The sequence below is a fragment of the Bacillus sonorensis NBRC 101234 = KCTC 13918 genome, assembly GCF_001592005.1.
Classification (GTDB): domain Bacteria; phylum Bacillota; class Bacilli; order Bacillales; family Bacillaceae; genus Bacillus; species Bacillus sonorensis.
Window position 1 is genome coordinate 1 of record NZ_BCVZ01000022.1, and the last position, 14,324, is coordinate 14,324.

General features: G+C 47.6%; 11 protein-coding genes and 1 pseudogene. 1 reads left to right on the forward strand and 11 read right to left on the reverse strand.

Annotated features, from left to right (window positions below; all coding sequences use genetic code 11):
* The 7 genes and pseudogenes from BTR1S_RS18300 to hemA all read right to left on the reverse strand — a co-directional run.
* A pseudogene (locus tag BTR1S_RS18300) lies at positions 1-822 on the reverse strand (LysM peptidoglycan-binding domain-containing protein); the annotation flags it as partial.
* 148 nt (positions 823-970) lie between these two features.
* A complete protein-coding gene (gene hemL, locus BTR1S_RS18305; protein ID WP_029418695.1) occupies positions 971-2,266 on the reverse strand; it encodes a glutamate-1-semialdehyde 2,1-aminomutase in 1,296 nt (431 codons plus the stop codon).
* Between the two features lie 26 nt (positions 2,267-2,292).
* The gene (gene hemB / locus BTR1S_RS18310) at positions 2,293-3,267 is read right to left on the reverse strand and encodes a porphobilinogen synthase (RefSeq protein WP_006637866.1); all 975 of its coding nucleotides are present in this window, start codon (positions 3,265-3,267) and stop codon (positions 2,293-2,295) included.
* Between the two features lie 3 nt (positions 3,268-3,270).
* Positions 3,271-4,059, reverse strand: coding sequence for a uroporphyrinogen-III synthase (locus BTR1S_RS18315; RefSeq protein WP_006637867.1), 789 nt, complete (start codon positions 4,057-4,059; stop codon positions 3,271-3,273).
* Positions 4,049-4,990 (reverse strand): hydroxymethylbilane synthase, encoded by a 942-nt coding sequence (gene hemC / locus BTR1S_RS18320; RefSeq protein ID WP_006637868.1) that lies wholly within the window; start codon positions 4,988-4,990, stop codon positions 4,049-4,051. Before hemC ends, BTR1S_RS18315 begins: the two co-directional genes overlap by 11 nt.
* A 34-nt stretch (positions 4,991-5,024) precedes the next feature.
* Positions 5,025-5,855 (reverse strand): cytochrome c biogenesis protein, encoded by an 831-nt coding sequence (locus BTR1S_RS18325; protein WP_006637869.1) that lies wholly within the window; start codon positions 5,853-5,855, stop codon positions 5,025-5,027.
* Positions 5,856-5,860: 5 nt separating this feature from the next.
* Complete coding sequence (hemA, locus tag BTR1S_RS18330; protein WP_006637870.1) at positions 5,861-7,222, reverse strand: glutamyl-tRNA reductase; 1,362 nt, start codon at positions 7,220-7,222, stop codon at positions 5,861-5,863.
* A gap of 185 nt (positions 7,223-7,407) precedes the next feature.
* On the opposite strand from hemA, the gene BTR1S_RS18335 reads away from it, so the two are divergent.
* Positions 7,408-7,893, forward strand: a complete 486-nt coding sequence (locus tag BTR1S_RS18335) for a hypothetical protein (RefSeq protein WP_006637871.1) — start codon at positions 7,408-7,410, stop codon at positions 7,891-7,893.
* A 48-nt stretch (positions 7,894-7,941) separates the two neighbouring features.
* Here the strand turns inward: BTR1S_RS18335 and yihA are convergent, their stop codons facing one another.
* The 4 genes from yihA to clpX all read right to left on the reverse strand — a co-directional run bounded on the left by yihA (position 7,942) and on the right by clpX (position 14,107).
* Complete coding sequence (yihA, locus tag BTR1S_RS18340; protein ID WP_006637872.1) at positions 7,942-8,529, reverse strand: ribosome biogenesis GTP-binding protein YihA/YsxC; 588 nt, start codon at positions 8,527-8,529, stop codon at positions 7,942-7,944.
* Positions 8,526-10,850, reverse strand: a complete 2,325-nt coding sequence (gene lon / locus BTR1S_RS18345) for an endopeptidase La (protein ID WP_029418696.1) — start codon at positions 10,848-10,850, stop codon at positions 8,526-8,528. The genes yihA and lon overlap by 4 nt, the downstream gene beginning before the upstream one ends.
* Before the next feature lie 202 nt (positions 10,851-11,052).
* On the reverse strand, positions 11,053-12,708 hold the full coding sequence (gene lonB, locus BTR1S_RS18350; RefSeq protein ID WP_006637874.1) for an ATP-dependent protease LonB: 1,656 nt from the start codon (positions 12,706-12,708) through the stop codon (positions 11,053-11,055).
* Between the two features lie 133 nt (positions 12,709-12,841).
* A complete protein-coding gene (clpX, locus tag BTR1S_RS18355; protein WP_006637875.1) occupies positions 12,842-14,107 on the reverse strand; it encodes an ATP-dependent protease ATP-binding subunit ClpX in 1,266 nt (421 codons plus the stop codon).
* Positions 14,108-14,324: the final 217 nt, after the last annotated feature.

Genomic DNA, 14,324 nt, shown 5'->3' on the forward strand with positions numbered 1-14,324 from the left:
GCCCTCTCTGCTCTCTTTCATTGCCAATTCCGCTTTTACGTGCTCTTCATTATCAGGCGCTTCCTTATGGGTTTCCTGTTCCCGCTTCGTTCTTTCCGCGGCAGAGAGTGATGCAGTAAAAAACGGTTTTACTTCACTTTCGGATTCGCCGAGAAACGATTGATAGATCGGGACTGTGTTTTCATCGCTCTCCCCGTCATCTTCGTCTGCCTGCTCTTCTTCGATTTCCTGGTATTCGTACGGACTGTCAAGGTTAATCGAGAATGGCTTTTCCGCGGCGTCATCAGCATCCTTTTCTTCGCTGGAATAAGCCCTGTACGCCGGTTCAGGCTCTTCTTCATACTGAGACGCTTCCTCGAGAACCGGCTGGGGGTGCGTCTCTTTTTTCTCTTCGTCCTCCCCGCTCACATCCAGCAGACCTTCAATCGCCAAATCCGCCTGGATCGTCAGCATGCGGGCATCTGTCAGCTGATAATCGAAAGCATCAATAAAGACAAACACGTCGTTTAAATGGCTTACCTTGTTTTTTGGAATGGTAATATCAACAGGGAAGCAATGCGTCAGCTCGGCGCTTCCGTCTCCCTTCAATGTCACGTCTTCCACAAATCGGCTTGTCGCAGGCAGCTCAGCATACTCCCGGGTTTGATCTATGTTGTATTCGCCTGTCAGCTCTAATGACCCGCGTATGGATACATAATCATTCACTTCCTGAACCGAAATGTCAGGATCCAATGATATCGATAATAATTCCGATACTTCCTGTCCTTTTTGAAAACAGATCGACTCTTCTACAGAAAATTGCAAACGATGGTTTTGCGGCAAACTGATATCCTCCCTTCACCTAATTTTTAAAATTAGATGTCAGTAAAGATGTATGAAAAACAGCGTCAAAATATGAACAGAAAAAAAACCGGATTGTTAACGGCGCATGCAAAAAGGCCGCCGGCAATGCCGGCAGCCCCGTCCGCTTTTACTTTGTGCGGCTGATCGCGCTGAATACCTTTTCAGCGGCTGTGATCGTATATTCAATGTCTTCATCCGTGTGGGCGGTTGACAAAAACAGCCCTTCAAACTGAGATGGCGGAAGGAACACGCCTTCATCCGCCATTCCTTTATAATAGTCGGCGAATAGGCTGAGATCCGACCGCTTAGCAGTGTCATAGTTAATGACAGGCTCGTTTGTAAAAAAGAAGCCGATCATTGACCCCGCGCGGTTAAATGTATAAGGAATGCCGTTTTTCCGGGCGACTTCGGAGATCCCTTTTTCCAGGCGGTCTGCTTTGCGCGAGAATTCCCGGTAGGAATCAGGTGTCAGCTGTTTCAATGTTTCAAGTCCGGCCGTCATCGCAAGCGGGTTTCCGGACAGTGTGCCTGCCTGATAAATCGGTCCGCTTGGCGCGATTTTCTCCATGATTTCGGCTTTACCTCCGTAGGCGCCGACAGGAAGCCCGCCGCCGATCACTTTTCCGAGACACGTCAAGTCAGGCGTCACGCCGAAATAGCCTTGGGCGCAATTGTAGTCCACCCTGAAGCCTGTCATGACTTCATCAAAGATCAATAGAGCGCCATATGTTTCCGTCAGTTCGCGGAGCCCTTCAAGGAACCCTTTAACCGGCGGCACGACGCCCATATTGCCGGCGACCGGCTCGACGATGACGCCGGCGATGTCATCTCCGAATTCCTTAAAGACGAGCTTCATGCTTTCAAGATCATTGTAAGGGACTGTAATCGTATTTTTGGCAATGCTTTCGGGAACCCCCGGGCTGTCCGGCAAACCGAGCGTCGCGACTCCGGAGCCGGCTTTGATGAGGAGCGAATCGCCGTGGCCGTGGTAACAGCCTTCAAATTTCACGATTTTATTCCGGCCCGTGTATCCTCGTGCCAGTCTCAAGGCGCTCATCGTCGCTTCTGTTCCAGAGCTGACCATCCGGACGATTTCTATGGAAGGGACCCGTTCAATGACAAGCTTGGCAAGCTCGGTTTCAACCTTTGTCGGCGCACCGAAGCTTGTCCCGTATTGAGCCGTCTTCTGAATGCCGTTCACCACTTGTTCGTTGCTGTGTCCCAAAATGAGCGGCCCCCATGATAAGACGTAATCGATATATTCATTTCCGTCAATATCATAGATCTTTGACCCTTTGCCCCGCTCCATGAAAATCGGGTCCATGTTTACCGATTTAAAAGCGCGAACCGGACTGTTCACTCCGCCCGGCATCACCTGCTGCGCTTCCCTGAAAGCAGCTTTAGATTTTTCATAGCTCCGCATTCTCTAAAACCTCCAGTCCAATTTCCTTATTCCGCAAGCCATTTTGCCGCATCTTTGGCAAAATACGTAATGATCAAGTCGCAGCCGGCCCGTTTCATGCTTGTCAGCATTTCAAGGACAAGCGCTTTTTCATCGATCCAGCCGTTTTGGCCTCCCGCTTTCACCATAGCATATTCTCCGCTTACATTGTATCCGACAACAGGCAGATTACATTCGTTTTTCACTTCGCGGACAATATCCAGATAGGAGAGCGTCGGTTTGACGATCAGAAAATCAGCGCCTTCTTCCACATCGGATTTCGCCTCTCTGATGGCTTCCAAACGATTGGCATAATCCATTTGATAAGTTTTTCTGTCCCCGAACTGCGGGCTGCTTCCGGCGGCATCGCGGAACGGGCCGTAAAACGCGCTCGCGTATTTTACAGCGTACGACATGATCGGCACGTTTGTAAATCCTTCCTCGTCAAGCGCTTCCCTGATAGCGGCGACAAAACCGTCCATCATGTTGGACGGAGCGATAATGTCTGCACCGGCGCGGGCCTGGCTGACCGCCGTTTTCGCTAATAGAACGAGAGATTCGTCATTTAAGATTTCGCCGTTCTCCACAAGGCCGCAGTGGCCGTGGTCTGTATATTCGCAAAGGCATGTGTCGGCAACGACGACAAGCTCGGGGAAATCCTCTTTAATTTTCGAAATCGCTTTTTGGACAATGCCGTGATCATGATATGCTTCACTTCCAACAGCATCTTTGTGTTCAGGCACACCGAAGACAATGACCGATTGAATGCCCAGGCTGGCAACTTCCTCGACTTCTTCCCTCAGTCTGTCTAATGACAGCTGATACACGCCAGGCATGGATTCCACTTCACTTTTTATATTCTCGCCTTCTGTGACAAATATCGGATATATAAAGTCAGTTGCTCTCAGTTCGGTTTCTCTTACCAGCTGCCGCATGCCTGCGGTTGTCCGCAGACGGCGGTGCCTGTGAAATGATGATTTCATTTGTCATTCTCCTTTTCTTGAAATGCGGCACATCATGTCCAGCATTCCATCTATTGTATAAACCTCCGGCATAGCTGAAGGGATTCCGTATTCAGACAGCGCCTTTCTCGTCAAAGGCCCGATGCTGATAAAAGCCGTTTTGTTTTCAGCCCATATTTTGCTTTCCTCTTTCAAAATGCCCATAAATGTATGCACGGTAGAAGAACTTGTAAACGTTACGAAATCAAATGATTCCCGGGCCGCTGCCTCCCTCAGTTCGCGAATTCCTTCACAGTCAGGGACGGTTTCATATAAAATCCATTCAGAAATATCAACGCCAAGCGGTGAAAGGGATTCTTTTATGACATCGCGCGATAAATTCCCTTTTAAAACGGCGACTTTATCGTTCGGGCCGACTTGCTGCTTCAATGCCTCTGCTAGCTGTTCAGCGACATAAAGCTTAGGGATGAGATCAACCTGCACATTCCTGTCTTCCAAATACCGGGCGGTCTTTTCGCCGACAGCTGCCACTTTTGCCCGGGATGCGGCCGCCCTGCTGATTTCGTGATCTTCCATGTAAGAAAAAAAGAATTTAGCGCCATTTACACTTGTAAACACAAGCCAGTCCGCCTGCTCAAGCTCCGTTTGAAAGAGCTTTGCCCGTTCGGAAGAAAGAGCCGGGCGGAACGAAATCAATGAGGTGAGAACCGCTTCTCCCCCCAATTCGTTCACCTTTTGTCCAAAAGACCGGGCCTGGGCTTTGTTGCGGGTGACGAGCACCTTCTTTCCCAGCAATGGAAGATCATGCGTCATGCTCGTTCAGCTCCTGTTTGACCCTGTCGATCAAAGCCTTTGCTCCTTTGCTTGACATGCTTTCGGCACATTCTTTGCCCACAGCCTCGGGATCAGTCCCGACCGTTTTTTCGCGGAATACCGTTTTGCCGTCCGGAGAAGCGACAAGACCTGTCAGTTCAATGACATCGTCTTCAGTCATCGTCGCAAATCCCGCAATCGGGATTTGACAGCCGCCTTCCATCGCATGGAGAAAAGCGCGCTCAGCCATGACAGTCTGCTGTGTATAGCGGTCATTCAGGCGGGAAAACAGGTCGAGCAGCTCTTTGTCCGCAGCTCTGCATTCAATCGCCAAAGCGCCTTGCCCGACCGCGGGAAGACAGCTCTCCGGATCAAGAAATTCTGTCACGACATCGTCTTTCCATCCCATTCTCGACAGGCCGGCTGCCGCCAATATAATGGCGTCATACTCGTCTGTTTCAAGCTTTTTCAGCCTTGTATCAATATTCCCTCTGATCCATTTAATCTCAAGATCCGGACGGATTTGCAAAAGCTGTGCGCTTCTTCTCAGGCTGCTAGTGCCGACAACCGCTCCGTTCCTGAGCTCAGCCAGTTTTTGGCGTTCTTTCGAAATGAGCGCGTCGCGGACATCTTCCCGTTTCGGAATACAGCCGATCACAAGGCCTTCAGGAAGCGCTGACGGCATGTCCTTCATGCTGTGAACCGCCATATCGATTTCTCCCGAGAGCATGGCCTGCTCGATTTCTTTGACAAAAAGGCCTTTCCCGCCGACCTTTGACAAGGTGACGTCTAAAATCCGGTCGCCTTTCGTAACGATTTCCTTTATTTCAAAGGTAACATCCGGATGCAGTTCCTCAAGTTTTTTGATGACCCATTTTGTCTGGGTCATCGCCAATTTGCTTCTTCTTGAGCCTACGATGATGTTTCTCATATGTTCTTCCTCCCACTTCCGTACGGGCAACCATTTAACTAAACCAATGAAATTGTGAAAAGCTGCCGAGTAAAAAGAAATTGATTAAGAGAACAAGAAAAGACGCGGTATTCCACATGGCCGCGATCCTCCCTTGCAGCTCTTTGACGATCCTGATAAATAAATAATATCCATATAAAAAGAGCAGCACAATCGAACCAAGCACTTTCGGGTCCGTCCAGTACAGGGTTTCCAGCGACACATACGACCAGATAATCCCGAGTATCAGGCTCAAAAGGAGCATGGGTACACCGATGATATTGAGGACGTAAGCCATGTAGTCAAGCTTTGACAAATCCTCAATTCTCAACAGCCACTTTCCCCACTTTTTCTTTTTCAATAAGTTGTACTGAAAAAGATAAAGCAACGAAAAGACAAATGACAATGAGAAAGCGCCGTATGAGAGAATCGCCATCGTAATGTGAATGATCAGAAGCTCTGACACCAATCTGCCGGAAAGCTCGGCCGACTGCTGCGCCGTCGGTGTAAACGTATGGATCGCCACCATGGAAAATCCGATCACATTTGTGAAAAAAACAAGAAAATCCACCTTCAGCAGTTTTGTTAATACAAGGGAAAGCGTCACAAGCACCCAGGCATAAAAATAAAGCCCCTGCACATTATTCAACACAGGAAACGCCTTGGTATACCACATAAAATCGCAAAGATAGACCGTCTGAAGAATCCAGACAATAGAAAGCAACCAGAAGGCCGCTTTCCCTGCCTTCCGGTTGTGCTGTAGAAAATCTATAAAATAAAAGAGAACGCTGAGCGCATATAAGACGATCGTAGCTTCATTAACCCTGGCTAACAGTGTATCCGTCATGATCGTCACTCACTTGCGATAGAAGTGAAGCCATGCTGATTTTGTTTTGCAAAGCCATGAACCAGCTGGCGCTCATCTTGTTTCTTTTCATCAGGGAAAGCCGCTTCTTCAATATCGAAAATCTGCATGAACAGGCTGAGCTTTTCCTCAGCATCCGATTCTGAAGCAAATTCTTTCACTTTTAAAATCGGATCGCGCAAAAGCTGGTTGATGATGCTTTTCGTATGCTTGTTTAACAGTTTTTTCTCCCTTGTGCTCAAATGAGGAAGCTTCCGTTCAATGCTCTGCATGGTTTCTGACTGGATCGAGAGTGCTTTTTCCCTCAATGCGGATATGACCGGAACGACGCCGAGCGTGTTCAGCCATTGCTTAAAGGCGACGATTTCCGCCTCAATGATCAGCTCGACCTCTTCAGCCACGGCCTGGCGCTCTTTCAAGTTTTCCTCGACGATGCCTTCGAGATCATCAATGTCATACAAAAACACGCCTTCCACTTCGTGAAGAGCGGGATCAAGATCGCGCGGCACGGCGATGTCCACCATGAAAAGCGGACAGCCTTTCCGAAGCTTGTTGACCTGTTCGATCATGTCTTTCGTGATGACATAGCCGTTTGCACCCGTCGAACTGATGAGAATATCCGCTTCCGTTAAGGCGCATTGCAGCTCATTTAAGCTTTTCGCCTCGCCTGAAAAGCGGTCTGCCAGTTCCTTTGCCTTTGAAAACGTTCTGTTGATGACCGTAACCTGTCCGATTCCTTGACCGTGAAGATTTTGCACGGCAAGCTCCCCCATTTTGCCCGCACCGAGAATCAGCACGTGCTTATCTGAAAGGCTGCCGAAGATTTTTTTCGCAAGCTCAACGGCGGCATAGCTGACAGATACGGCATTGGAAGCGATGTCCGTTTCGGCGTGGCAGCGTTTTGCGACTGTGACAGCCTGCTTAAACAAATAGTTGAAAACGGTGCCGATCGTCTTCTCTTCCTGGGCCAGCTTGAAACTTGTACGAACCTGGCCCAAAATCTGCGTTTCGCCGATGATCATTGAATCAAGACCGCACGATACGCGGAACAGATGTTCAACGGCTCCGTCATTTTCATAAAACTTTAAGTAAGGCGAAATATCTTCTTTATCCATTCCGAACCAATTCGCCAAAAACATTTTCATATAATAGCGTCCGGTGTGCAGCTGATCTACGACTGCATATAGCTCTGTACGGTTGCATGTCGACACGATGATGTTTTCAAGTATGCTTTTTTCTTCTTTAAGCTGCGACATGGCTTGCCCCAGATCGCCTGGCTGAAAGGTTAATTTTTCGCGTATATGAACAGGGGCTGATTTGTAATCCAATCCCACGACAAGTATATGCATAACTCTTGCTTGCACCCCCAACACCTATCTAAATTAGAATAATTATAATATAGAATTTATTATTCACAACGATTATAACATATATTCACTATTTTCTCTTCACAAAATGTGAACAGATTTTAAAAATATGTTGTGATATAGTAGAAATTGCTTTTCTAGTTTATCTACAACAAGAAGGTGATACTTTGAAAAAGAAATCTGTTTTGCTTCCGTGTTTATTGCTCGCCGTGTCGATTTACGCGCTTTTAGGCTCCGGACAGATCAGCCTGTTTGACGGGCAAAAGGAATGGTCCGTTTTGGCGGCTCTCATCGGGCTGGCGTTTTTGTACCAGGGACATAAAGAAGCGGATAACGTCCATTTTTTCGCCGGCCTGCTGCTTGCCGCAATCGGGATTTATTTCTCCTTTAAACAGGAGCTTTTCGGACATGCCGATGATTTTGCCATGATCGTCCTGATTGCCGGAGCCGCCCTTCTCGTCAAATCATTTCGCACGAAAGAATATCAATATGAAAGTTTTTTGATGATCGCCTTTGCTTTATATCTCTATTTTTTCAAGCAGATCATCGCCTGGCTTCAATCGATGAAAATCGAAACAGCCTATGTTGAAGCATACTGGCCGGCCGCCGTGATTGCCGTCAGTCTGCTCTTATTATTCTTAAAAAGAAAATAGTTTATTCCATAAAAAAGCACTTGCATCCGGGACGCAAGTGCTTTTTCTTCAGCTGTTGATCATTTGTTCGATCGCAGCCCAGGCTTCCTGCTTGCCTTTTTTCGTTTCCGAAGAAAACAAAATGAGCTGGTCGCCCTGTTCGATATTCAATGTCTGTCTGACGACTTTGGCGTGCTTTTCCCATTTTCCTTTAGGGATTTTATCCGCCTTTGTCGCAATCACGATCACCGGGATGCCGTAATGCTTTAAAAAGTCATACATCATGACGTCATCCTCTGAAGGGGCATGCCTCAGATCGACGATTTGAACAACGGCTTTCAATTCTTCGCGCAATGTCAAATATGTTTCGATCATCCGCCCCCATGCTTCGCGCTCCGACTTGGACACTTTCGCAAATCCATATCCGGGAACATCGACAAAATGGAGCACATCATTGATGATATAAAAGTTAAGCGTCTGTGTTTTGCCGGGCTTTGAAGACGTTCTCGCTAAATTTTTCCGGTTGATCATTGTATTAATAAATGATGATTTCCCGACATTTGATCTTCCGGCAAGCGCGATTTCCGGCAGCCCCCCTTCAGGATACTGCTCGGGTTTTACCGCGCTGATGACGATTTCTGATTTTGTAACTTTCATTTCTCTTCTCCCACTAGTGCATGCTGAAGGACTTCATCCAAATGAGCGACAGGGACGAAAGTCAAGCCTTCCCGCACGCTTTTTGGAATGTCCTCAATATCTTTTTCATTGTCCTTTGGCATAATGACAGTTTTCAGTCCGGCACGGTGAGCGGCCAGCGTTTTTTCTTTCAGACCGCCGATCGGAAGCACCCTCCCTCTCAGCGTAATTTCCCCGGTCATGCCGACATCGCGGGACACGGGACGGCCCGTCAACGCGGAAACGAGAGCTGTCGCCATCGTAATGCCTGCGGATGGGCCGTCTTTTGGAACCGCGCCTTCCGGAACATGAATGTGAATGTCATGTTTTTCATGAAAATCCGGACTGATCTTCAGCTCTTCCGCTTTTGAACGGACATAGCTGAATGCGGCCTGTGCCGACTCCCTCATGACATCGCCGAGTTTTCCGGTCAAGATCAGCTTCCCTTTCCCAGGCGAAAGCGATACTTCAATTGAAAGCGTATCCCCGCCCGCCGCTGTATAAGCAAGTCCTGTAACGACGCCGATTTGGTCATCAAGCTCTGCCTGTCCGTATCTGAAGATTCGTTTGCCGAGGTAGTCCTCCAAATTTTTCTCTGTTACCGTGATTCTTTTTCTTTCACCAGAGACAATCAGCTTTGCCGCCTTTCTGCAGATCGCGGCAATCTGGCGTTCAAGACTCCGGACGCCGGCTTCCCTCGTATAATAACGGATCACATCAAGAACGGCCTGGTCGCGAATTTGCAGATTGGATTTTTTCAGTCCATGCTCCTTAAGCTGCTTAGGCAGGAGATGGTCTTTGACGATTTCAACCTTTTCCACTTCCGTATAGCCCGCGATCGTGATGATTTCCATTCTGTCTCTGAGCGGGCCGGGAATCGTCGCCAGATTATTCGCCGTTGCGATGAAAAGAACCTTAGATAAGTCAAACGTTTCTTCTATATAATGATCGCTGAACGTATGGTTTTGCTCAGGATCGAGCACTTCAAGCATCGCGGAAGCCGGGTCCCCCCTGAAATCCGAAGCCATTTTATCAATTTCATCCAGCAGAAAAACAGGATTGATTTTGCCGGCTTTTTTCATCCCCTGAATGATCCGGCCCGGCATGGCGCCGACATATGTCCGGCGGTGTCCGCGGATTTCAGATTCGTCTCTGACGCCGCCGAGTGAAATGCGGACAAATTTCCGTCCGAGCGATTTGGCGATCGATTTCGCAAGCGACGTTTTTCCAACGCCAGGCGGTCCGGCGAGGCACAAAATCGGGCCTTTTAACGAATGTGTCAGCTTTTGGACAGCGAGGTATTCAAGAACCCGCTCCTTCACTTTTTCAAGGCCGTGGTGTTCTTCATCAAGAATTTTGCTGGCAAGGTTTATATCAAGCCTGTCCTCTGTCGCGTCATTCCAAGGAAGTGAAATGAGCCACTCGATGTAATTGCGGATAACCGAGCTTTCGGCAGAGCTTGACGGTATTTTTTCGTAGCGGTTCAGTTCTCTGAATGCCGTTTCTTTTACATGATCGGGCATTCCGGCTTCTTCGATTTTATCCGTCAGCTTTTGAACCTCTCCCGTCTTCCCTTCCTTATCCCCAAGCTCTTTTTGAATGGCTTTCATCTGCTCGCGCAGGTAGTATTCCTTTTGCGTTCTTTCCATTGAACGCTTGACGCGCTGCCCGATTTTTTTCTCAATCTCCAGGACTTCTTTTTCATTGTGAATCAGATCGATCACTTTGTTTAATCTGGCTTTCACATCGATGGTTTCCAGCACTTCCTGCTTGTCCTTCAGTTTCAGCGGAAGGTGGGAAGCGACGATATCGGCCATTCTGCCCGGCTCTTCTATGTCTGTCACAGCCGCAAATGTTTCAGCCGATATTTTTTTAGAAATCTTTATGTATTGATCAAAATGGTCGAGCAAGGTGCGCATGAGAGCTTCATCTTCAACATCTTTTTCTGTGTCTTCATCTATTCGCTCGATTGTAACAGATGTATAATCATCCATATCGTTGTACTCGATGATCCGGGCGCGCTGAATGCCTTCCACCAGTACGCGGATCGTTCCGTTCGGCAGCTTCAGCATCTGCTTGATTTTTGTATAGGTTCCGAATGGAAAAATTTCTTCTTCATCCGGTTCGTCTATTGATATGTCCCGTTGCGTTGCCAAAAAGATCATATGGTCATTCATCATAGACTGTTCAAGCGCCTGCACCGATTTTTCGCGTCCTACATCAAGATGCAAAACCATTGTCGGGTAGACGAGTAAACCTCTTAAAGGGAGGAGCGGGATGCTTCGTTTCGTTTCATCTGCCATTTTGACTGACACCTCCGTAACTTTAGTAAGAAACATTATAATACACTTTTTTTATCCATGTACAATAGGAAGCCCCATGAAATAAAAGGGTCTCCTGTAGTATACCCTTTCTTTCTCTTCTGAAAAAGGAAAAGATGACCTACAAAAAGAAAACTTGCCGTGCGGGCGCCGCTAAAAAATCCCCACCTGAAAGTGATGAGGATTAAACGGATTCTCTTTTGACCTGTGCGCCGCCCGGCATTTCCGAAGGCGGATTGACCAATGAGAGGTCCAGCACTTCCTGCAGCGTTTTGACGGGAATAATCCGAATACCGTCAATTTGCTTTAGTATGGACTGAACATTTTCATGCGGGATAATCACGGTTTTCGCGCCCGCATGTTTGGCTGCTTTAATTTTCGGAATCACGCCGCCGATCGGCTTGACCCGGCCGTGCAGGCTGATTTCACCCGTCATTGCGATCGTATGATCAATCGGTATTTTATGAATGGCCGAAAAAATGCCGGCCGCCATCGCGATTCCGGCCGAAGGTCCGTCAACCGGGATCCCGCCGGGAAAGTTGATATGAATATCATAATCTGAAGCTTTTACACCCATTGTCCTAAGCACCGTCATGACATTTTCCACCGAACCCTTGGCCATGCTTTTTCGGCGGATCGATTTTGACTGATTGCCGATATTTTCTTCTTCGGCAATGCCGGTAATATTGATCGAGCCTTTATCAGCCGCCTGATTCACGGTGACTTCAATTTCAAGCAGTGAACCGCTGTTTGGGCCGTGCACCGCAAGACCGTTTACAATGCCGATCTGGGGCTTGTCGGCGATTTTTTGTTCATATTTCGGGGTCAGCTGGCTCGAATGGATCACCCATTCGATGTCCTCGAGTGTAACATGATCGCGATCTTCGGTCAGCGCCATTCCGGCCGCGATCTGCATCATATTGACCACTTCACGGCCGTTTCTCGCATAGCTTGTCAAAAGGTCAAGCCCTTCATTTGTCACTTGCTTGTTGATTTTTTCAGCCGCTTTCTTCGCGACCGTTTTTAATTCGTGCTTTTCGAGGTCGCGGAAAAATACTTCAAGGCATCGCGACCTGATCGCAGGCGGGATTTCCTCAGGCATTCTCGTTGTTGCGCCAATCAGCCTGAAATCCGCCGGCAGTCCGTTTTGAAAAATATCATGAATATGCTTCGGAATCTGCGTATTTTCTTCGCTGTAGTAGGCACTTTCCAAAAACACTTTCCGGTCTTCCAGCACCTTCAGCATTTTATTCATTTGAATAGGATGAAGCTCTCCGATTTCGTCGATAAATAAAACGCCTCCGTGAGCATGTGTGACAGCTCCCTGCTTCGGCTGCGGGATGCCCGCCTGCCCCATCGCTCCAGCACCCTGGTAAATCGGGTCATGCACCGAACCGATCAGGGGATCCGCAATTCCTCTTTCGTCAAAACGGGCCGTTGTCGCATCAAGTTCGACAAAAACAGAAGACTCTTGAAAAGGAGAACGCTTATTTTTTTTTGCTTCTTCCAAAACAAGCCGGGCGGCCGCCGTTTTCCCGACTCCCGGAGGACCATAGATGATCACGTGCTGAGGATTTGGACCGCAGAGAGCGGCTTTCAGCGCTTTGATTCCGTCTTCCTGGCCGACAATGTCGTGAAAGCTTGTCGGCCGCACCTTTTCCGATAAAGGCTCTGATAAATGAATGGATCTCATTTTCCGGAGCTGTTCCATCTCTTTTTTGGACTCTCTGTCTATCGTAACCTTTTGTGTTCTTTGGTTTTTAAGCAAATTCCAAAAATATAATCCGATGATAATCCCGAAAAATAATTGTACAAAAAGTGCAATGCTCGTCCAGCTCAACTGATGGTCCCTCCTGAAATGGTTTCGTATCTGAGTATGTCAGATAGTATTTCCTGTTCAGGGAGGGAATAAACGTTTTAAAGGGATAATTTTGCACAAACAAAAACCCCCTGGGATTCAGGGGGTTTAAACATTAAGCTGACGTTTTTTTGTCTTTGTCGGCGACCGTGCCGTCTTTCAGAATAAGACGCGGCGGCTCGCCATCCGTAACGGTTTCTGCTGTAATCACGCACTTTTCGATATCATCGCGTGACGGCAGATCAAACATGACGTCAAGCATGATTCCTTCGATAATGGAACGAAGTCCACGCGCACCTGTTTTACGTTCAATTGCTTTTTTGGCGATTTCTTTGAGGGCTTCGTCTTCGAAGACAAGCTCCACATTATCCAGTTCAAGCATTTTCGAGTATTGCTTGACAAGTGCATTTTTCGGTTTTGTCAAAATGTCAACCAATGCTTTTTCATCCAGCGGTTCAAGGCTGGCGATAATCGGAAGCCGGCCGATGAATTCAGGGATCAGTCCGAAACGAAGCAAATCTTCAGGAAGCACTTTGGATAGCAGCGCTTCTTTGTCAAGATCTTCATGCTTGTTGTCTGAACCGAAACCGATGACTTTTTGTCCGAGACGGCGTTTGATGATCTGCTCGATTCCGTCAAAGGCTCCTCCGCAAATGAACAGGATGTTCGTGGTGTCAATTTGGATGAACTCCTGGTGAGGATGCTTTCTTCCTCCTTGAGGAGGAACGCTGGCAACCGTGCCTTCAAGGATTTTGAGCAGCGCCTGCTGTACGCCTTCTCCCGATACATCGCGCGTGATTGACGGGTTCTCCGATTTTCTCGCGACTTTGTCAATTTCATCGATGTAAATGATGCCTTTTTCGGCTTTTTCTACATCATAGTCAGCCGCCTGGATCAGCTTGAGCAAAATGTTTTCCACATCTTCGCCGACATAGCCTGCTTCTGTCAAAGATGTAGCGTCGGCAATGGCAAACGGCACATTTAAGATGCGGGCCAGTGTCTGGGCAAGAAGCGTTTTACCGCTTCCGGTCGGTCCGATCATGGAAATATTGCTCTTAGACAGCTCGACATCGTCAACTTTGCTGTTGGAATTAATCCGTTTATAGTGATTGTAAACGGCCACGGCAAGCGATTTTTTCGCCTGATCCTGGCCGATGACATATTCATCAAGAATTTCGCGGATTTCCTGCGGCTTCGGAACATCTTTAAACTCCACTTCTTCTTCAGAGCCGAGTTCCTCTTCTACGATTTCCGTGCAAAGTTCGATGCATTCATCACATATATACACGCCTGGTCCGGCGACAAGCTTGCGTACCTGATCTTGAGTCTTTCCGCAAAACGAGCATTTCAATTGTCCTTTTTCCTCGTTGAATTTAAACATTCTTTCACCCCTTATATCCTTGTCATTTCCGTTTCTTCGTTAAAAGAAACATACGCTGTAAACATTCGTTCCATTATGTATTGCATTTTACCATACTTTCCAAAAAGGCGATAACTTTGTGTTTGCCTTCCCGGCATATTCAATATGTATGTTCATCCGCGTGACATTATCTATCCTTTCCCAAAGAAAGGCCGATAAGTCAAAATTGTATAAAACA

Coding starts and splice junctions, on each gene's coding strand:
- hemC (WP_006637868.1), bottom strand. CDS start 4,990: ATGAGAAACATCATCGTAGGCTCAAGAAGAAGCAAATTGGCGATGACC.
- hemB (WP_006637866.1), bottom strand. CDS start 3,267: ATGAAATCATCATTTCACAGGCACCGCCGTCTGCGGACAACCGCAGGC.
- clpX (WP_006637875.1), bottom strand. CDS start 14,107: ATGTTTAAATTCAACGAGGAAAAAGGACAATTGAAATGCTCGTTTTGC.
- BTR1S_RS18325 (WP_006637869.1), bottom strand. CDS start 5,855: ATGACGGATACACTGTTAGCCAGGGTTAATGAAGCTACGATCGTCTTA.
- BTR1S_RS18315 (WP_006637867.1), bottom strand. CDS start 4,059: ATGACGCATGATCTTCCATTGCTGGGAAAGAAGGTGCTCGTCACCCGC.
- lon (WP_029418696.1), bottom strand. CDS start 10,850: ATGGCAGATGAAACGAAACGAAGCATCCCGCTCCTCCCTTTAAGAGGT.
- hemA (WP_006637870.1), bottom strand. CDS start 7,222: ATGCATATACTTGTCGTGGGATTGGATTACAAATCAGCCCCTGTTCAT.
- hemL (WP_029418695.1), bottom strand. CDS start 2,266: ATGCGGAGCTATGAAAAATCTAAAGCTGCTTTCAGGGAAGCGCAGCAG.
- yihA (WP_006637872.1), bottom strand. CDS start 8,529: ATGAAAGTTACAAAATCAGAAATCGTCATCAGCGCGGTAAAACCCGAG.